The organism is Aeoliella mucimassa (assembly GCF_007748035.1).
Classification (GTDB): Bacteria; Planctomycetota; Planctomycetia; order Pirellulales; family Lacipirellulaceae; genus Aeoliella; species Aeoliella mucimassa.
The window spans coordinates 256,046-276,373 of the sequence record NZ_CP036278.1 but is presented as its reverse complement, the minus strand read 5'-3'; the positions used below and the strand labels follow the sequence as shown (position 1 = coordinate 276,373).

General features: G+C 59.9%; 16 protein-coding genes. 7 read left to right on the top strand and 9 right to left on the bottom strand.

All coding sequences use genetic code 11. The annotated features are described in order from the left end of the window. Positions 1-31 precede the first annotated feature (31 nt). Complete coding sequence (locus tag Pan181_RS01065) at positions 32-1,432, top strand: sulfatase family protein (protein WP_145245076.1); 1,401 nt, start codon at positions 32-34, stop codon at positions 1,430-1,432. Between the two features lie 27 nt (positions 1,433-1,459). Next, entirely contained in the window at positions 1,460-2,104 is a 645-nt protein-coding gene (gene pdxH, locus Pan181_RS01060; protein WP_145245075.1) for a pyridoxamine 5'-phosphate oxidase, read from the top strand. 30 nt (positions 2,105-2,134) lie between these two features. Here the strand turns inward: pdxH and Pan181_RS01055 are convergent, their stop codons facing one another. Beyond that, positions 2,135-2,911, bottom strand: a complete 777-nt coding sequence (locus Pan181_RS01055) for a PEP-CTERM sorting domain-containing protein (RefSeq protein WP_145245074.1) — start codon at positions 2,909-2,911, stop codon at positions 2,135-2,137. Between the two features lie 348 nt (positions 2,912-3,259). Next, positions 3,260-3,763: an SsrA-binding protein SmpB gene (smpB, locus tag Pan181_RS01050; protein WP_145245073.1), complete on the bottom strand. Its 504-nt coding sequence runs from the start codon at positions 3,761-3,763 to the stop codon at positions 3,260-3,262. Between the two features lie 161 nt (positions 3,764-3,924). Between smpB and Pan181_RS01045 the strand changes: the two genes are divergently transcribed. From Pan181_RS01045 to Pan181_RS01035, 3 genes are read left to right on the top strand one after another with little or no spacing between them, the layout of a single operon-like run. Continuing rightward, positions 3,925-6,354 carry a PSD1 and planctomycete cytochrome C domain-containing protein gene (locus Pan181_RS01045; protein WP_145245072.1) on the top strand — a complete coding sequence of 810 codons (2,430 nt, stop codon included), beginning with the start codon at positions 3,925-3,927 and terminating at the stop codon, positions 6,352-6,354. Positions 6,355-6,378: 24 nt separating this feature from the next. After that, positions 6,379-7,839 carry a DUF1501 domain-containing protein gene (locus tag Pan181_RS01040; protein WP_145245071.1) on the top strand — a complete coding sequence of 487 codons (1,461 nt, stop codon included), beginning with the start codon at positions 6,379-6,381 and terminating at the stop codon, positions 7,837-7,839. Between the two features lie 56 nt (positions 7,840-7,895). Then, positions 7,896-8,594: a class I SAM-dependent methyltransferase gene (locus tag Pan181_RS01035; RefSeq protein WP_145245070.1), complete on the top strand. Its 699-nt coding sequence runs from the start codon at positions 7,896-7,898 to the stop codon at positions 8,592-8,594. A 677-nt stretch (positions 8,595-9,271) separates the two neighbouring features. Here the strand turns inward: Pan181_RS01035 and Pan181_RS01030 are convergent. After that, on the bottom strand, positions 9,272-11,815 hold the full coding sequence (locus Pan181_RS01030; protein WP_145245069.1) for an amidohydrolase: 2,544 nt from the start codon (positions 11,813-11,815) through the stop codon (positions 9,272-9,274). A 190-nt stretch (positions 11,816-12,005) separates the two neighbouring features. On the opposite strand from Pan181_RS01030, the gene Pan181_RS01025 reads away from it, so the two are divergent. Both Pan181_RS01025 and Pan181_RS01020 read left to right on the top strand, forming a co-directional pair. Beyond that, entirely contained in the window at positions 12,006-13,067 is a 1,062-nt protein-coding gene (locus tag Pan181_RS01025; RefSeq protein ID WP_145245068.1) for an acyltransferase family protein, read from the top strand. A 415-nt stretch (positions 13,068-13,482) separates the two neighbouring features. Beyond that, a complete protein-coding gene (locus tag Pan181_RS01020; RefSeq protein ID WP_145251916.1) occupies positions 13,483-14,145 on the top strand; it encodes a class I SAM-dependent methyltransferase in 663 nt (220 codons plus the stop codon). Positions 14,146-14,223: 78 nt separating this feature from the next. Here the strand turns inward: Pan181_RS01020 and dprA are convergent, their stop codons facing one another. The 6 genes from dprA to glmS form a co-directional block, all read right to left on the bottom strand. Further along, on the bottom strand, positions 14,224-15,336 hold the full coding sequence (gene dprA, locus Pan181_RS01015) for a DNA-processing protein DprA (RefSeq protein WP_145245067.1): 1,113 nt from the start codon (positions 15,334-15,336) through the stop codon (positions 14,224-14,226). 95 nt (positions 15,337-15,431) lie between these two features. Further along, entirely contained in the window at positions 15,432-16,124 is a 693-nt protein-coding gene (locus Pan181_RS01010) for a response regulator transcription factor (RefSeq protein WP_145245066.1), read from the bottom strand. 237 nt (positions 16,125-16,361) lie between these two features. Further along, entirely contained in the window at positions 16,362-17,450 is a 1,089-nt protein-coding gene (gene aroB / locus Pan181_RS01005) for a 3-dehydroquinate synthase (protein WP_145245065.1), read from the bottom strand. A gap of 96 nt (positions 17,451-17,546) precedes the next feature. Beyond that, positions 17,547-17,777, bottom strand: a complete 231-nt coding sequence (locus tag Pan181_RS01000; protein ID WP_145245064.1) for a hypothetical protein — start codon at positions 17,775-17,777, stop codon at positions 17,547-17,549. A 40-nt stretch (positions 17,778-17,817) separates the two neighbouring features. Next, positions 17,818-18,252, bottom strand: a complete 435-nt coding sequence (locus tag Pan181_RS00995) for a peptidylprolyl isomerase (protein ID WP_145245063.1) — start codon at positions 18,250-18,252, stop codon at positions 17,818-17,820. A 124-nt stretch (positions 18,253-18,376) separates the two neighbouring features. Further along, the gene (glmS, locus tag Pan181_RS00990) at positions 18,377-20,251 is read right to left on the bottom strand and encodes a glutamine--fructose-6-phosphate transaminase (isomerizing) (RefSeq protein WP_145245062.1); all 1,875 of its coding nucleotides are present in this window, start codon (positions 20,249-20,251) and stop codon (positions 18,377-18,379) included. Positions 20,252-20,328: the final 77 nt, after the last annotated feature.

Sequence of the window (20,328 nt, the reverse complement as noted above, 5' to 3'; positions counted from 1 at the left end):
AACTCTTTTGACCACTACCCAACTGGATCTCATGCGAAACATCACCACGGTATTTGCCGCGCTGCTGCTGTTGCTCACGACTCGCGTTGGTCTTTGTGAAGAGCGACCACCCAACTTCATCGTGGTGTTCTGCGACGATCTCGGCTACGGCGATCTCGGTTGCTTTGGGCATCCCACGATCCGCACGCCGAATCTCGATCGCATGGCGGTCGAAGGTCAGCGATGGACCAACTTCTACGTCGGCGCTTGTGTCTGCACGCCAAGTCGAGCCGCGCTGATCACTGGTCGCTATCCGATTCGCAACGGAATGATCTCGAAGAAGCGGCGCGTGTTGTTCCCCAACTCGAAGGGGGGACTGCCGGCCGACGAAGTGACCCTGGCCGAAGTGCTGCACGACCGCGGCTACGCGACCGGAGCGATTGGCAAATGGCATCTCGGCCACCTGCCCGAGTACCTGCCGACCGCGCATGGATTCGACAGCTACTGGGGCATTCCCTACTCGAACGACATGGACCTGCAGCCCGGCTTCCCCGGCTACCACAAGGGCTACCGCCAGGACCAAAGCTATATGCCGCCGCACGGACAGTACAACGTGCCGATCCTCGAGAACCTCCGCGAGGTCGAACGCCCGGCCGACCAGCGAACGCTCACCAAACGTTACTCGCAAAAAGCGGTGGAGTTCGTGCGGGCGCACAAGGACGAGCCGTTCTTCCTGTACCTGGCCCACTCGCTGCCACACATTCCACTGCACGTTGGCGACGCGCATCGCGGAACCAGCCGCCGGGGGTTGTTTGGCGACGTGGTCGAGGAGATCGACTTCGGCGTCGGCCAAATCGTCGAGGTGCTTCGCGAGCTTGATCTCGACGAGCAGACGATCGTGGTCTTTACTTCCGACAACGGGCCATGGCTACCGTTCCAGACGCACGGCGGCTCGGCTGGCTTGTTGCGACAAGGCAAAGGCACCGCCTTCGAAGGCGGCATGCGCGAGCCGACGGTGTTCTGGGGACCAGGACACGTGAAGCCTCGCGTCGTGATGGAGATGGGAGCCACCATGGATCTGCTACCGACGTTCGCCAAGCTGGCGGGTGCCAAGGTGCCAGACGATCGCACCCTGGATGGTTACGACCTATCGGGCGTGCTGGCCGGCGACACCGACGACTCGCCCCGCGATCGCATGTTCTACTGGCGCGAAGAGGAGCTGTTCGCGGTGCGGCAAGGTCCCTGGAAAGCCCACTTCGTCACGCAAGGCTGTTACGGCATCGGCGAGAAACGTCAGAAGCACGAGCAGCCGCTGCTCTATCACCTGGAGCACGATCCCAGCGAACAATACAACGTCGCCGGGCAGCATCCCGAAATCATTGCCCAACTAACCGAACTGGCCGCTGCTCACAAGCAATCGATCGAGCCAGTCGAAAACCAATTGAACAAGTAACACGGCATTCACAAAGGAGTGACCCCTATGGACCTGGCCGACCTGCGAACCGACTATAACGATCAAGGACTCAACGAAGCCGACGTAGCGGCCAGCCCGTTTGAGCAGATGGAACGATGGATGCAAGACGCCATCGCCAACCCAGCCGGCGAGTGGTACGAACCCACCGCCATGACGCTGGCTACCACCGACACGGAAGGCAACGTCTCGGCGCGAGTGATGCTGCTGAAAGAGGTCGACGACCGCGGGCTGGTGTTCTTCACCAATTACGGGTCCGACAAAGCGAGCAACCTGAACGCGAATCCCCAAGCGGCCATCTGCTTTTACTGGGGCCAGCTCGGTCGCCAGGTGCGGGTGGTCGGATCGATCGAAAAGGTCGACCGCGCGACTTCCGAAGAGTACTTTGCCACGCGGCCGAGAGCCAGTCAGCTCGGTGCGGTTGCTTCGAACCAGTCGCAAGTGGTGGCCAATCGCCAGGTGCTGGAAGAAGCGATGGTGGCTGCGGCCAACAAGTACGAAGACCAGCCGGTGCCAACGCCCGAGGGGTGGGGTGGCTACCGGCTGTTGCCGACGACCTTTGAGTTCTGGCAAGGTCGCATGAGCCGACTGCACGATCGGCTACGGTATCGCCTGGATGGCGACGCCTGGGTGCTCGAGCGGCTCAGCCCTTAAAGGGTGCCGCCCGAGCGATGACCGGGCGTTCTACGCCCAGCGACAACGCAGATAGACCGCGGTGCCGAACATTCCGCTCAGGCCCAACAGGGCCAGCGTGCTTGGTTCGGGAACCGTGTTGACCATGATCGAAGTGCTCGCGACCAAGGCCGACCCGTTGTAGGCCGACAGCGACAAGGTGTACTCGCCGAGCAGTTCGGGATCGAAGCCCGGTATAAACCAATGGGGCTTCCAGGAGTTCTGCGCGACGTTGTAGCTGCTGAGTGCTGCCAGGTAGCTGGCTTCGTCGGCTGCGATGTAGTCGCTAGCAGCATCGCTGAAATTATCGCCCATCGAGTGATCCCAGTAGACCACGCCAGGGCTGCTTTCGTCATGAATCAAATCGAAGGAGTAAAACGAAACGCCCGCAGTGGGATCGGTGTCGAGCGCGAGCTCGAAGGTCAGGTCGTCGAGCGTGAATCCTGAGGAGCCGTCGAAGTCGGTATTGATCGACCACTCGAACGACCACTCCGCAGTTGGCGACGACTGCGTGGGGGCGACGATCGCCTGGAACGTATAAGTGCCATCGCCGTTGCTGTTGAAAGTGTTCTCCGCCAGCCCGCTGGCGTTGTGACGCAATTTGCCACGCAAGCCGAGCTCTACGCCATTTTCACGATCGATCGTAAACCCACCATTCGCGTTACCACTACCAAAGATAATGCCAGGAGTCACCTCGTCGTCGTAAGTGATCGCCGCGCTGGCTGCGTTACTACTAACTAACAGGAGTCCCACGATCCACATCTTCGACAGCTTTGCGACAGTTTGCATGGAGTGCTCGCCTTCCGATTCTGGGTTCCAACGACGTGGCCACTTGCCACCAATACCAATCCACCGATAGAGACCGCAGTCGCCAAGACCATCGACTGCGGTTGGGATCAGCAAAATGCAAAGAGGGTGCCAACCAGCACGAACGACGCCCCACGACCACCGACTCGCAACCGCGCGAGCGTCGTAAAAAGCTAGGCGAACGCCGAGCGCACGCACCGCTAAAGAAAGGAGCCAGAAGACCAGCAAAAACCTAGAAACGGGAGAACCGCAGCCCGAGCATGTGGCGTTTTCGCATCATCCGCTGTCGGTCGATACGGTCGAATCGCCACACCCCGCGTGGGGTGGGTGTTACTTCCGCCGGTTTCGCATCGCGCGATCGAGGTCGCGTTGCACGTCGCGTTTTTTCATTGTTTCGCGTTTATCGTACATCTTCTTACCACGGCAAATTCCCATGAGCACCTTCGCCCGACCACGTTTGAAGTACATCTTCAGCGGTACCAGCGTCAGGTTCTTCTCGTACGCCTGGGCGGCGAACTTTTTGATCTCCCGGCGATGCATCAGCAGCTTGCGGCGGCGTCGGGGGTCGTGGTTCTGGACGTTGGCAAACGTGTACTCCTGGATGTCGACACCGACGAGCCATACCTCGCCCCGGTCGACGCGGCCGTACGCCTCGTCGATGCTCATGCGGCCATTCCGCAGGCTTTTGACCTCGCTACCAACAAGCACGATACCGCACTCGAGCGTGTCGAGCACTTCGTACTCGTGCCGCGCTTTGCGGTTTTGGGCGATCAGCTTTTCGTTTTTATCGGCGTCGTCTTTTTTAGACTTCGCACCACCTTTATTCTTTGCCATTGCTCTATTGTGACGAAAACCAAGGCGAGCCGAAAGGCTAGGGAATCTCGCCTATTTTTGATTACCACCCTCGTTGACCCGTCTGGTATAATTCGAAGCCAGCGACACTCCGACGACCCACTCTCCCCCTGCCCTCGCCCAATCCCCCGCCTGGAGGCCGCATGCTGTTCGCATTCCGATGGCAACGCGCGATTTGGTTGCCTGTGCTCCTGCTAGCAACCGCTGGCGACCTGTCGGCCGCCGAGCCGGTAAGCTACGCCCGCCAGGTGCAACCGCTATTGGCCGCACGTTGCTTTGCCTGCCATGGCCCCGACGACGCCGAGTCGAGCCTGGCCCTGCACGAGCAGGATGCTTCGCGAGCGGAGACCGATTCGGGCATGGCGGCCATCGTGCCGGGCGAGCCGGACGAAAGCGAGCTAGTACGCCGGATTGCCAGCACCGACGAGTTCGAACGGATGCCACCCGAAGGCGAGCCGCTCACGCCCGACGAAATCGCCCTGCTGCGTCAGTGGGTGGCCGAAGGTGCCGAGTACGAAAAGCACTGGGCCTTCCTTCCCCCCGAAGCACAACCGGTGCCTGAGGTCAAGCAAACGTCGTGGGTCGCGAATCCGATCGATGCGTTTGTGCTGGCCAAGCTCGAAGCCGCTGGGCTCGAGCCTTCCCCGCCGGCCAGCAAACGAACGCTCGTGCGGCGTGTGTACTACGACATCACCGGGTTGCCACCAACGCAGGACGAGATCGACGCGTTCATGGCCGACGATCGCCCCGACGCGTACGAGCACCTGGTCGACCAACTACTCGCTTCACCAAAGTATGGCGAGAAGTGGGCCCGTCACTGGTTGGACGTGGTTCGCTACGCGGAGAGCAATAGCTTCGAACGCGACGCAACCAAGCCGTATGTTTGGAAGTATCGCGACTACGTCATTCGCTCTCTGAACGAGGACAAGCCGTACGACCAATTTGTTCGCGAACAAATCGCCGGCGATGAACTCGATCAGGTGACCACCGAAACGATGACCGCCACTGGCTACTATCGCCTGGGAACCTGGGACGACGAACCGGCCGATCCGCTGCAGTCTCGCTACGACGACATGGACAATATCGTGTCGACCACCGCCCAGGGCTTCCTCGGCCTGACCGTGGGCTGCGCGCGGTGCCATGATCACAAGATCGATCCCATTCCGCAGGCCGATTACTACAGCATGCTGTCGTTCTTTGCCGATGTTACGCCGTACGCGCCACGGCGGGCCGATCCCAAGATCTACAGCCTGCACGACTGCTCGGGTCCCGAGCAGGCCGAGCGTCGCAAGCAGATCGAAAACCAAATCGCCGAAATCAAAACCTCGCAGTACGAACTCGAGCAGCTCGCCATCAGCAAACTCCCCGCGCCGGAGCAACGTCGCAGCGAAACCGAGCATCGCCAGGAAGTACTCGACGAGCACCTGCAGGAGAATCTCGACGCCAGCGACTTCGCAACCTACAGTCAGCTCAGTAAGCAAGCGACTGAACTCGCCCGGCAGCTGGCCGACGACTCGAACCAACCGGAGTACGTGCTATCGCTGGCGGTCTGCCATACCGAGCTGGAGCCAACGCACATCATGCTGCGGGGCAATCCTCACGTGCCTGGCGATGAGGTCGAGCCGCGGTTTCCTACGCTGTTCGGCGACGATCTGCCGCAGATTCCCGCGATGGGCGAGGGGGCTCGCTCGAGCGGCCGCCGGCGGGTGCTCGCCGACTGGATCGCCAGCGACGACAACATGCTTACCGGGCGGGTGATCACCAACCGTGTCTGGCAGCATCACTTTGGCCGCGGCATCGTGCGGAGCGCAAGCAACTTCGGCCAACTCGGCACTCCCCCTACGCACCCCGAACTGCTCGACTGGCTCACTGCGTACCTGGTGCAGCACGACTGGCATCTCAAACCGCTGCATCGGCTGATACTCACCTCCAACACGTACCGCATGACGAGCACCGCCACGCCGGAAGGGTTGGCCACCGACCCGGCGAACGATCTGCTCTGGCGATTCGACATGCGACGGCTCACCGCCGAGGAGATTCGCGACACCATCCTGCAAGTCTCCGGGCAGCTGAACACCAAGCTCTACGGCCCGAGCGTTTACCCCAAGCTCTCCCAGGAAGTACTCGCGACGCAAAGCCAGCCTGGCAAAGACTGGTACACCTCGAGCGAGCACGACGCCGCGCGGCGAAGCATCTACTTGCACATCAAACGCAGCTTGATTGTGCCGGAGCTATCGCTGTTCGATTTCCCCGAAACCGAATTCAGTTGCGAAGCACGCTTCAATACCACGCAGGCCGCTCAGGCGCTCAGCTTGCTGCATAGCGAGTTCATGCAGCGGCAGGCCAAGTACCTGGCCAAGCGGGTGAAGAGCGAAGCGGGCGAGCAGCTCGACGACCAAGTAACGCATGCACTGACACTCACCCTTGGGCGGCCGGCCGACGAGCCCTCGGTGACCGCCGGGCTGGCGCTGATCGACACGTTCCGCACCAAGCATGGCCTCGACCACGACGAAGCCCTGCGGCAGTACTGCTTGATGGTGATGAACCTGAACGAGTTTGTATATTTGGACTAACCGCGAACCTTCGAAAGCCATTCGATGAGCACCCGCAATTTTTGCAACCGCACGCGCCGAGAGTTCCTGTGGCAAACCGGCGCCGGCTTCGGGGCGACCGCCCTGGCTGGCATGCTGGGAGCCGAGGGTTTCTTCGCCCCCCGGGCCGCCGCTGCGTCCGAACTGGCTTCGGCTGGCAATCCGCTGGCCGCCAAGCCGCCGACCAGCACTGGCAAGGCGAAGAGCGTGATCTTTCTGTTCATGTACGGCGGGCCAAGCCACATTGATACGTTCGACTACAAACCGTCGATGGTCGGCATGGATAACAAAACCATCCAGGTCAAAACTTTCGGCCGCGGCGGTAAGAAGAACGAGGGCCGCATCGTCGAACCGCGGTGGAAGTTCAAGCAATACGGCCAGTCGGGCAAGTGGGTGAGCGACCTGTTTCCCCACCTCGCCCAGCATGTCGACGACATTGCGTTCCTCAACTCGATGGTCGCCGACTCGCCGATCCATGGCTCGGCGATGCTCATGATGAACTCCGGCAAGCTCATCTCCGGCAGCCCCGCACTCGGCTCCTGGGTGAACTACGGACTCGGCTCGGTCAACGAGAACCTGCCTGGCTTCGTGGTGATGCTCGACCCCAGCGGCGGGCCGATCTCGGGCGCGAAGAACTGGTCGAGCGGCTACATGCCGGCCACGTACCAAGGCACCACGTTCAAGCATCAAGGGGCCCCGGTGCTAAACCTCACCCGCCCCCACGGCATCACGCCCGAGATGCAGCGCGACACGCTTGATACGCTGGCTGAACTCAACGCCCGCCATCAAGCGACGCGTATCGATAACACGGAACTGGCCGCCCGGATCGCCAGCTACGAACTCGCGTACAAGATGCAAACCTCCGCGCCGGAAGCAGTCGACTTCCAGCAGGAGTCGGCTGCGACCCTCGCCATGTATGGTGTGGGACAGGAGCCGACGCATCACTTTGGCTCGCAATGCTTGCTCGCGCGGCGAATGGTCGAACGCGGGGTGCGGTTCATTCAAATCTACTCCGGCGGCGCTCACAACGACGCCAATTGGGACGCCCACGGCGACCTGGTGGCCAACCACGGCAAGCACGCCGGGGAGACCGATCAGCCGATTGCCGCGCTGCTAGCCGATCTTAAGCAACGTGGGCTGTTCGACGAAACGCTCGTGGTGTGGGGCGGCGAGTTCGGCCGCCAACCCACTGCCGAGTACGCCAAGGGGACCGGCCGCGATCACAACAGTTTTGGCTTCACCATGTGGATGGCCGGCGGCGGCATCAAAGGGGGTGTCACGGTTGGCAGCACCGACGAAATCGGCAGCCGCGCGGTCGAGCGCCCCACCGAAGTCAAGGAGCTACACGCGACCGTGCTCCAACAGATGGGCCTCGACCCCAACCACCTGAGCTACTTTTACAACGGCCTCGACCAAAAGCTGGTCGGCGTCGAACACGTGAACCCCATCCGCGAGATCATTGCTTAGCTTGCCCAAGGCAAAACGCTCGGGGACTGATTAATTGATGGAGCACCTGGACAACGATGGATCAAGCGAAACTCACCGAACTATTCGACCAGCAGGCTGCGAACTACGATCAGCAATGGGCCAAGATGGCCCCGCTTCGCGAAGCACTGCTTTATTTGCTCGAGTCGCAGTTCGCCGACCTGCCGGACGACGCAAAGGTGCTCTGCGTGGGAGTCGGCACCGGAGCCGAGATGGCCCACCTGGCGAGCCGGCACCCTCGCTGGCAATTCACCGCGGTCGAACCCTCGGGCCAAATGCTCGAGGTCTGCCGCGCCCGCATGCAGCAGCAAGGGTTCGCCGACCGCTCGACGTATCACCATGGCTTTCTCGACTCGCTTCCCAAGACACCCCAGTACGATGCGGCGACCTGTTTCTTAGTTTCGCAGTTCATTCTCGACCCTGCTGCCCGCACTCAGTTCTTCGGCGAAATCGCCACGCGGCTCACACCCGGCGGGCGACTGGCCAGCTCCGACCTGTCGTGCGATACGTCGTCGCATGACTATCAGGTGCTGCTCAACGCCTGGATGAAGATGATGGCCGACGCCGAACTGACCGACGAAATGCGCGACCGCATGCAACAAGCGTACGCCAACGACGTGGCGATCGTCCCGCCCAATCAGGTCGCTGCACTCATTCAATCAGCGGGCTTCGAGAGCGCCGTGCAGTTCTACCAAACCGGCCTGATCCACGGCTGGATATCGAGGGTGGCAGGTTGAGGTGCTATGAGGAGTTTTGGCCACCGATAATTTAGAGTCGGTATGCCAGAGCAGTGCTTTGGGCTCGCGGAAATCGCCGGCGCACAACGCTTCGCTGGGCGCCGGATCCCTTTAGGGATTGTTGTACTTTTCGCTGGAAATTGGCCACCCATGGTGTTCTAATGAATAGGTGCTGTATGGCTGTCAGCTCTCGGCTGTTGGCTTCTTAGTGATTGGAGGTGATGGAGATGTGATGCTTGATTTGGACTCGAAGAACTAGCGACACGCAGGCGAATGTTCGGTTGCGTGGCGGTTCGTTGCTGCGCGGTTGTCAAAGCTGTGGGCTTTAGGCTGCAAGCAGTAGGCTAGATCTTTCGGTCGCCGGAAGCTCCCTCAAGATGACATTTCTACATCCAACTCCCAACTTCCAACTCCCAACCCAAAATAGTTTCCCATTGGTGGGAATCTATTTTGGGCAACTATCAAGGAGGTGTTGATGTAACTTAAGACCCTGCAACGACTTGTGACAAGCATGCTGCGTGAAAATAGATTCCCATCCGATGCGTTTTGGGAAATGGGAATCTATTCGGAGCCGAAAAGCACTGGTTTTATAGTGTGCGGGCAGATTCAATTTTCCCATCGGTGGGAACATTGGGAATCTATTCGCTGGAGGAATCCAGCGGCTACGGTTCCTGCGACTATGGTGCGTAGGGTTCGAAGTCGCTGATGGCTGCTTCGTACATCAGCGAAGTCGCTTCGTCGGTGAACAGTACTCGTTTGGGTCCGTCGAAACAGACCGCTTCGACCTGCTGCCCACGGTACGGCAATCGGCCGATGGGGTGAGCCAGCGGGTGATCTGCGTCCTGCACGTCGAACAACCAGAGTGCTTTGTAAGTTGCAACCACCACCCGCGAACCGTCGGGCAGCGCATCGGCAGCAACCACCTGCCCGTGGAGGTTGGCGTGGTCGACCAGCTCGAGCAGGTGATACGCCTTACTATCCAGGTCGGAAAGTCGATAGACCTTAGTCTCGGTGTTGCTTCGGTTCTTGCTTAGCAGATAAACCGATTCGCCCAACGTGAAGACCGCTTCGCAGTCGAAGTTGAAATCGCTTCGCGGCGGGGGATACATGGACTGGTCGGGATAACCAAAATGCACTGTTTTCAACAACTTCGCCTTGGCTGCATCGGGCTCCGGCTCGGCAACAAAGTACAGCACCAAGTCCCGCCGGGCGTTGCTGTTATTGCCGACGTCGGCCACGATGAGCGTGCCATCGGGCATCACCGCGATATCCTCCCAGTCTTTGTTCTTCGCCTTTTGAACGTGGGTGCCGGGATTCTTCTTCGGATCGACCTTGCGATACGTGGTGCCATCGTCGCGCACTGCGTAGATGGCAGGTTGATCGCCCGAGTCGTTCACCATCCAGAACACATCGTCTCGCTGGCGACTGCGAACGATGCCCGAGTTCTCGCGCGCGGGACCATGTTCGAGTTTGCCGAGGAGCTTCTGACCTTTGGCAACTTTCGGTTTATCATTGGTGAGCTTTTCGAGTTCGTCAGGAATCGCCTCGCTTTGGTAGACCACGCGACCTCCGACAGCGGTCAATTCGACCTTCAAGTCTTGGATGGTCATTGGGTCGACCGTGCGAGGATCGTCCGACAGCACCACGAGGTCGGCCAGCTTGCCGGGAGTGAGCGAGCCTTTGTGTCGCTCGTCGAACGATGCGTACGCGCTACCCATCGTCCAGGCGTGGATCGCTTGCTCGACGGTCACCCGTTGCTCGGGTCCGTAGACTTTGCCCTCCTTGCTGGTGCGGGTGACCATGCTTTGGATACGCCGCAGCGGAATGGCCGCGCTCACCGGCGAGTCGCTGGTGCCGGCTACGGGGATGCCCATGCGCATGGCCGATCCGTTGGGATGCATCCACGGCCAGCGTTCGGGACCATAGGCTTCCATCTTGTCGCCATGCTCGTAGATGTACGAGTGGGGAGCGAGCACCACGCCGAGTCGCTGGGCGCGCCGCAAGATCGAACGACTGGTCACGCTGGCGTGCTCGATACGATGTCGATGATTCCTCCGCGGATCACTGGCCAAGGCGGCCTGGTAAGCGTCGAGCACCATGTCGATCTCGCGATCGCCGTTCGCGTGTATGCAGGCTTGCATGCCAGCCTTGTGGATTTCGAGCACGCGATGATTCAGCGCGGCCTGCGACCTGGCGGGAGGAATGCCATAGTAGTCGGGCCGGTTGGCATACGGTTCGTACAACCAACAGGTTTGTCCCGAGAGCGAGTTGCCGTGGAACATCTTGATGGCTCCCACCTTGAGCCATTGATCGCCGCGGCCGTGATCGTCGACCATGCGCTCCAGATCGGTGAGTTCGCCGTAGCGAAGCATCACGTAGATTCGCATCTGTTGCGACTCGGCTTGCACCAGCGCGTACTTACGAAACGTGCTGAAGCTGGTGCCGGCGTGCTGAATGCTGGTGAGGCCGTTGGCCGAGTACTCGTCGAATCGGCGAAGCATGCCTTCGACCCACTCGGCATCGCTCGGCGACGGACGCTTGGGTCCCGCATCGAGCACAATGCTCTTGGCCGCTTCGCGAAGCACTCCGTTCGGCTGGCCCGACGCGTCGCGATCGAACGCTCCTCCCGCAGGGTCGGGCGTGTCGGCGTCGACATCGGCCAGGGCCAAAGCAAACGAGTTGACCGCAGCAACATGCCCGCTGGAGTGACTTACATAGACCGGATGGGTAGTGCTCACCCGGTCGAGGTCCTTACGAGTAGGATGCCGGCCGAGCTTGGTATCTTCGTAGCGAGCACCACGGACCCACTGCCCGTCGGGAGTCACGGCCACCTTGGCTTTCAGGCGGGCGACGAGCGAGTCGATGTCGTCCACGTCGTCCGGACCACACGGCACCGTGCCAAGCGGCGAGAGTTCGTCGAACAACGGAGTCGGATGAAGATGGGCGTCGTCGAAGCCTGGCACTACCGCTTTGCCACGCAACTGCAGCACTTTGGTGTCGGGTCCGATGAGCGGGCGGATCGCTTCGGTGGTACCGACCGCTTGAATCCGATCGCCCCGCACGGCCACCGCTTCGGCATTCGGCAATTCGTGGTCCATGGTGAGGACCGCCGCGTCGAGGATCACCCAATCCGCGAACGGCTCGGCCATCGCCCAGGGAGAGGACGCCAGGCAGCAGCTAGCCGCCACCACTGCCGCGGCAATGCGTTGAGAGATTGTCATGTTGGTTTTCTGTCCCGATGGGATCGCTATGTCGCACGCGAATGGCCCACCTCCCGCCAGAAGAAGTGTAATGCGGGGAGCACCACCGGTTCAAGGATGCGAAACCTGCGGCCTTAGTTGGCATAGGCACTGTTCGGCAAACCAAGTCTAATTCCAGTGAATTTTGGACACCAAACCCATTATCAAATTGATGACCAACTCGTACCATTTTCAACACATCGCAGCACTCGACGGATTGCGCGGCACTGCCGTGCTAGTGGTGCTGCTGGCACACATGTCGCCGCTCTACGCTTCGGGAGCTTTTGGGGTAGATGTATTCTTTGTACTCAGTGGGTTTCTGATCACTTCCATCCTGATCCGCGAACTGATTGGAACTCAACGGATTGCTATCGGCCGCTTCTACGCTCGTCGGTTCCTGCGGTTGCTTCCCGCGTTGTGGATTACCACAACTGGATTAGTTGCTTTGAAATGGATCTCGGGAGAACTGACTTCGCACTTTTTGTGGGAAGCTGTGTGGGCGGTCACTTACACGATGAACTGGGTGGACGGGCTAAGTTTTGGTGAATCGCGATACCTAGTGCATACCTGGAGCCTGGCCATCGAAGAGCAGTTCTACCTGCTCTGGCCAATCGCGTTGCTCGGCTTGCGTCGCACAGGAATCTCGCTCGCCAAGCAGACCGCATTGCTGTTTACCTTGGGTATCTTTGTCGGTGTCTATCGAAACTTGTGCGAGTACGATTCGCTACGGATTTACCATGGGCTCGATACGCATTGCGACGGATTACTATTTGGCTCGGCGCTCGCACTCTTGGCCGTGGGAGGACTCGAGAGATTCGCAACGGCGAATCGAGCGATCCGCTGGCTCGCTCCCGTAGCGGTAATGGCGATTCTAGTGTTGCCGGTCTACTTTACTCCGCGAAGTCCATTCACAATTCGGTGGGGATATTCACTGGTTGCAGTACTCTCGACGATTGTCGTCTGGCACTGTGTAACCTACGCTCGCACACGACTGGTAACCCTTTTTCAGTTACGACTACTGGTGTTCACCGGGAAGATCTCCTACGGACTTTACTTGTATCACTGGCCAATTTGGAACTTCTTAAAGTCGCGACTCCCAACCGATCATAGTTGGCTCAAATTTGCCACCTGTACGTTGCTGGCTTACGTGCTCGCGAGCATATCGTTCTATCTGATCGAGCGACCGATCCTGCGATTGAAGGATCGCTACTTCGGGTCCATTGCTACAACTTAGTGGCTGGAACGCCTTTTCCCGCAAGCGGTTGTGCCGCCCCGCTAGGGCACCGCGATTCGGTTTCATGAAAGCCAAACAAAGCCAAGGGATCATGGACCGCCAGATCGACAATGAACGCTTGGAATTCCAGTGTGAAACCCGACAAAAAAACCGACGAAAACAAAGTGTACATTCGAACATACCGCCACCTGAAAGCGAATTAATGAACTATACTTTTATAGATGTACTCCGTAGAATCAGGTGTCGGCGAAGTAGGCGAATATCGGCTGCTTGTGCTACACATGACATGTGCTTTTTCTCCTGGTACGGTTTACATCAACGGGGGATCTCGCAACAATTTGCCCACCCAAGGCGATGGTGTTGCAACCGTACTTCTCCCTCCGATTGGCCCCTTTTCTTCGCTGGATGATCCTTGATGCTGCAACGAGAGCTTGAACCCGAATTGATGGACACGCCGGAAGAGGCTCGCGACTACGATCAAATGGATCACTCCGAAGTGAATCGTCGGTTTGTCGACGACTTGCTCGCGGTGCTAGGAGACGTTTCGGCTGTCACCTCGGTAGTGGACCTCGGCACTGGTACCTCACTGATTCCGATTGAACTCTGCCAGCGCAATGAGCAGTTTCGGGTCACTGCAATCGACGCGGCCGAGCACATGCTGCACGCTGCCCAGCGAAACGTCGAGTCGGCTGGACTCGGCGGAGCCATCGAGTTGGTGATGTCCGACGCCAAGGGGGTGCACGCTGGTCAGTACGACGTGGTCATGAGCAACAGCCTGGCGCACCATCTTCCTTCGCCCGAGGTGATGTTCGATCGCGCGATCGAGCTGTTACGTCCCGGGGGACTGTTCTTCGTCCGCGACTTGTTCCGTCCGCAGCACGAAGACCAGTGGCAACACTTGGTCGACACCTACGCCGGAAACGAAGCGGAGCACGCCCGCAAGATGTTCGCCGACTCGCTGCGAGCAGCCCTGACAGTCGAGGAAGTGCGGGCGATGGTGAACGATCGCGGCTTTGCAACCGACACGGTGCAAGCGACCAGCGATCGGCACTGGACCTGGGTCGCACGCAGCGCCTAACGCTAGTGTTTTCCCACGTATCGGACGGTTTCACACGATTCGCAAACAACCGACTGGAATGGTAACGTCAGCAGCGTTCTAGACGCGCATGACCTGCGTGCCGCTGACTCGGCGGATGAGCTTCCGCATTTCGAGCACGCTGATGGTTGCCAGCACACGATGCACTGGCAACTGAGTTGTCACGACCACGTCGTCTACCTGTGTCGACGAAGTGGCAATCGCATTCAACACGGTTCGCTCGACGTCGTTGAGCTCCAACTCAGCGACGTGTCGCAGCTGCCCGCCATCGTCGAGCGGCACCGGCACCGCCGTATGCGACAACTCGCTGAGGATATCGTCGACACACGTAACCAGTTTGGCCCCTTCCTGAATCAACCGATGACACCCACGCGACTGACGACTCGTAAGCGGACCAGGCACGGCGAACACGTCGCGCCCCTGTTCGGCTGCATGTCGCGCAGTGATGAGTGCGCCGGAGCGATCGTCGGCCTCGACCACCACGACTCCGAGCGACAATCCGCTGACCAGCCGATTGCGTTGCGGAAACGATCCAGCGACCGGCGGCCGCCGCGGCGGCGCTTCGCTCAACAAACAACCTTGCTCAACCACCTGTTCGGCGAGCTTCAGGTTCTCGGCCGGAGTCACCTGCAACAACCCACCTGCGATCACAGCAATCGTACGACCACCCGCTTCGAGGGCCCCGCGATGAGCGGCCGCATCCACTCCCCTGGCCAATCCACTCACGACGGTCACCCCAGCCCGCGCCAGGGCGGCAGCCAACTGCTGCGCTTGTTGAGTGCCATAGCTGGTCACATGACGCGTGCCGACCATGGCCACCGCCAGGGTATCCTTTGGCTCGAGCGTTCCGCGAACGTAGAGCAGCGGCGGCGGATCGGCGATCTCGAGAAGCGGCTTGGGATAGGCGTCGTCGCTGCGAGCCACCACGCGGATGCCATATCGCGCGGCGATACGAAGCTCGGTCTCTACTTGATCGGCCGGCGGGGCTTCGGCGATGCGCTTCGCCACCTTTGGCCCGATACCGTCGACGCGTTGCAGGTCGCTGGTGCTAGCCGACAGGGCTGCTTCGGCCGAGCCGAACGCAGCTATCAGATTGCAGTAGGTGCGTGGCCCCACGTCTTTGACGAGCGACAATCGCACTTCGGCAAGCAGTTCGGGCGACAGGCAATCCATGAACAAAGCTCGGGCAGCAAAAAAAGAAGGACGGCCCACCCCCACTGGACAGGTCGTCCTTCTATGCTAATTGCCTGTGTTAGGCGATGCCACCACTACGGGGCGACACTCCCGCCACACGTACTAGCTTCTGCTTCAGACACCGTCGCAAACGCGCTGGGGCGGAGCTTACCCGACATGCAGATAAACTTCACCAGTTCAGCAACGCTACGAGCTTGCATCTTTCGCATGATTTTCGAACGACGCAATTCCACGGTTCGCAAACCTATGCCCAAACGTTGGGCGATTTGCTTGTTGGCCAACCCGTCGAGCATGGCATCTACCACGTCGTTCTCGGCGGCCGTGAGCGAGTCCATGCGGGCACGCAGCTCCGCCTGCAGCGCTTTACACGCAGCTTCGGCATCGCAAGCCTTAAGGGTTTCGCTCACGCGTTGCCATAGTTCGTCGCGCGAACACGGCAACACAACCACATCCTTGGCACCTTGCTTCATCAGGTCGACTGCGTCGGGCACCGTAGCTGCCGACGTAGTAACCACCACGGGCACGATACTAGCAAGCTGGTCGACGCCTTCGCGGTCGAGATCCGAAGCAGATCCCGCCAGAATGACGATGTCCGGAGTGCTAGCCGCTTCGCCCGAAGCTGCTTGACTCTGCAGTTGGTTGGTTAAGGATGTTGTGGAATCAAAACGCGAAACATTGAGTCCAAACGAAGTTACCGTGGACTCTGCGAATGCGGCCTCGGATTCGTTTCGCGCAACAATAGCCGCAAGACGAGGAATGTAATTCACCAAATTCACCTGACATTGGCGTTTGCACTGACACTTCGGTGCTGACAATACACCGAACAAACGCCCCCCTGACACTTCTTTTATAGTCTATAAAGTCGAAGTGTGCTACGGGTATGCGCAGAAGAATCTAAGGATACTTGACAAAAACCCTGAAACATGCGGCTTTCACAACCGGAGTCTCAGAATTCTCGGTATTTTTATAAACACCAGTCACGAGATACACTTTAAAGGTGCGGGTTATCCCTCAAGAACAGCAAGGACATCGCGCGATTTCACGTCGGAAGTCAGCGTGGTCTCGCCGATTTTGGTCGGCAGCACGAAGTTGATCTTACCGTCGGCCACTTTCTTATCGTGCCACATCAGCCGGTACACTTCTTCCGGGTCCAGCTCCGGTGGAGTGATCGGGAGCGACAGCGCTTCGAGCAGCTTTACTTGCCGCTCGGTGGCGGCCGCGTCGATCAAGCCGATGCGTTCAGCCAACCGCGACTCACAGACCATGCCCATAGATACCGCTTCGCCGTGCAGAAGCTGGCCATACTCGGTGGCGGCTTCAAACGCATGGGCGAAGGTATGCCCGTAGTTCAGAATCGCTCGGCGGCCCGACTCCTCGCGTTCGTCGGCTTCGACGACCTCGGCCTTGAGCTGGCAGCACCGCTCGACCACCTTCTGCATGACTTCAGGATCGCGGGCGTTGATACCATCGACGTTCTGCTCGAGGTACTCAAAGAAGTCGAGGTCCATGATCACGCCGTACTTCACGACTTCGGCCATACCGGCGGCAAACTCTTTGGCCGGCAACGTGCCGAGCACGTTCACGTCGACCAGCACCCCCATCGGCTGCCAGAACGCGCCGACCATGTTCTTGGCTTCCGACAGGTTAATTCCCACTTTGCCACCCACCGAGCTATCGACCTGCGCAAGCAACGTGGTTGGCACCTGCACGAAGGCCAACCCGCGAGCGAACGTGGCAGCCACAAACCCGGCGAGGTCGCCCACCACTCCCCCGCCGACGGCCGCGACCACGCTCCCGCGATCGGCTCCTTCAGCGAGCATAGTTTCCCACAGATCGATGGCCGCGTCGGCGCTTTTGCTCTCCTCGCCCGCGTCGACCACCATCATCTGCACTTCGTAACCTTGCTCGGTGAGCGAGTCGCCGAGCGCATCGGCGTACAGGTCGTCAACGTTCGAATCGGTGATGATCACCACGTGTGTCGACGAATTGCGATCGGCCATGAACTGCGGAAACACGTCGAGCGTGCCGCTGCCGATGAGGATGTCGTAGCTGCGTTCCGCCAGATTGACGCGAATGGTTTGAGAGGAGGCCATGGCACGAGTAAGGGAGTTAAAGGGTCGCGGGCGGACTCGCCCTGCCCGTTGTTGGGCAGGGCGAGGCACCGCGCGAAGGCTGAAAAATACGGCAAGCTACCCCTGCACGCCGAGTCGTTCGAGATCCGCTGGAGTCACGGTGATTCGTCGGCAGAAACCGGTGTGCGTTCGCACGTAATCGAGCTGACTCGCCTGACTGGGGTCCTCGTGCAACTGCAACGACACGCGTTGTTGCTGCTCGGCGTCCACACTTGGCAGGTCGGCTCCCCAACAGGTGTCCGATTCCACGACTAAACGTTCGCGATAGGGATCAAATTTGTCCGGCATGATGCAGGGTCCGTATTCGTAGGGGGCGAGGTAACCGATTTTACTCTTCGGTGACCGAAACTTTTTCCATCACGTCGCCCTGCTGGATGCTATCGACCACGTCCTGCGAGTCGCCGATCACTTGGCCGAACACCGAGTGCTTGCCATCGAGCCAGTCGGTCTTCACGTGGGTGATGAAGAACTGCGAGCCATTCGTGTTAGGACCCGCATTGGCCATCGACAGCACGCCAGGGCCGCTGTGCTTGAGTTCGGGGTGGAACTCGTCCTCGAAGGTGTAGCCGGGGCCGCCGGTGCCGGTGCCATTGGGGCAGCCGGTCTGGATCATGAAATCTTCAATCACGCGATGGAACTTCAGCCCATCGTAAAAGCCCTCGCTAGCCAGCTTTTCGAAGTTGGCAACGGTCTTGGGGGCCTTGTCGGCGAACAGTTCCAGGCGGATATCGCCTTTGTTGGTGGAAATCGTGGCTACTTTCATGGTCGTTTCTCCTGGGAAAGCAAGAAGATTCGCGAGCCGCTGGCGCAAGCCTCGGTACGCACGCCGAGGCAACCGATGCTAGCGCGACCGGCTCACTGAATCGGAAAGGGAGGAAAAGCCAATGCTACTCTACTGTCACGCTCTTGGCCAGATTCCGCGGCTTATCAACGTCGCAGCCCCGCAGCACCGCGATGTGGTAAGCCAGGAGCTGCAGCGGAATCGAGGTGACAATCGGCTGCAGGAAGTCGGCCACGACCGGCACATGCACCACGTCGTCGGCAATTTCGGCCGCTTCCTCGTCGCCGCGGTTTACGATGGCGATCACCGGGCCGCCGCGGGCTTTGATCTCTTCCATGTTGGCCAGCACTTTTTCGTACACACCGCCGCGGGGCACCACAAACACGCTCGGCGTGTTCTCGTCGACCAGGGCGATCGGGCCATGCTTCATCTCGGCGGCCGGGTATCCCTCGGCGTGGATGTAGCTGATTTCCTTCAGCTTCAGCGCCCCTTCGAGGGCGGCCGGGAAATTGTACTGTCGGCCCAGGTACAGGAAGTTGTTGCAGCGGGAGTACTTGCCCGCGATCCGCCGGATGTCGCTATTGGTCTCCAAGGCCTGCTCCACCTGGTCGGGCAGGGCCTCAAGCTCGTCGATCACCCGCAACCCAGCTTCGTAGCTCAGGTGATGCAACCGGCCGAAGTACAACGCCAGGAGGGCGAGCACCACGCACTGCGAGGTAAACGCCTTGGTGCTGGCGACGCCGATCTCGGGGCCCGCGTGCAGGTAGACCCCTCCGTCCGACTCGCGGGCAATGGTGCTACCAACCACGTTGCAGATGGAGAGTACGGGGTGCCCTTTGCGCATCACTTCGCGCATGGCAGCCAGGGTGTCGATGGTCTCGCCGCTCTGGGTAATGGCGAACAGCAGCGTGTTGGACGACAGCGGTGGATTGCGATACCGCAGCTCGCTGGCGTATTCCACTTCCACCGGCAAGCGGGCGAACGCTTCGAGCATGTACTCGCCAACCAGTCCGGCGTGCCAACTCGTTCCGCAAGCGGTAAGCACGATGCGGTCGATCGTGCGCAGCTGCTGGGCGGTCAGGTTCAGGCCGCCGAACACCGCGGTCGCGGAGTCGCGATTCAAGCGTCCTCGCATCGCGTTGCGAATGGTCTCGGGCTGCTCGTAGATCTCTTTGAGCATGTAGTGAGCGAAGCCATCGAGCTCGACCTGCGACTCGTCGACCTCCAGCATCTTCACCGTGTGGTGGACGTCGCCGGCGTCGCGATTCACCACCCGAATGCTCTTGGCGGTTACCACCGCCAGCTCATGGTCGGCCAGGAACACGATCTTGTCGGCCCGCCCCACCAGTGGAGACTGATCGCTGGCGATGAAGTGCTCGCCGTCGCCGATGCCGATGACCAATGGACTGCCAAGGCGTGCGGCGAGAAGCACGTCGGGCCAGTCGCGGAACACTACCGCCAGCCCGTAGGTGCCCCGCAGCTGGCTGAGTGTCGCCTGCATGGCCTCAACCAGCATCGCGTAGGGCTCGGTGATTTGCTCCTCGTCGCGGGCGGCCGCCTGGCACTGTTGGAGTTCGTAATCGAGCAGCTGGGCAATCACTTCGGTGTCGGTGCTGGTCGAGAACGTGTAGCCTAGTTGGGTGAGCTTCTGCTTCAACACCCGGAAATTCTCAATCACTCCGTTATGCACAAGTGCTAGCACTCGCCGGCCGCCGATGTGCGGGTGGGCGTTTTCGTCGGTCGCCGGCCCATGGGTGGCCCAGCGGGTGTGCCCCAGCCCGATGGTGCCGGGCGCTGGATACTGCTTAAGCGTGCGGGCGAGATCGTCGATGCGGCCAGCGGTTTTGGTGACCGCGAGATCGCCGTTATGAATGGTGGCGACGCCGCTGCTGTCGTAGCCGCGGTACTCGAGTCGACGCAGCCCCTCCAGCAGAAAATCCGTTGCTTCGTTGGGTCCGATGTATCCGACGATTCCACACATGTTTCGAGCAACTCCAAGCCGAAGAGGTTAAACAGCTAATTTTCAATTCTACGCGTCTCGCCAAATTGCTCCAACGT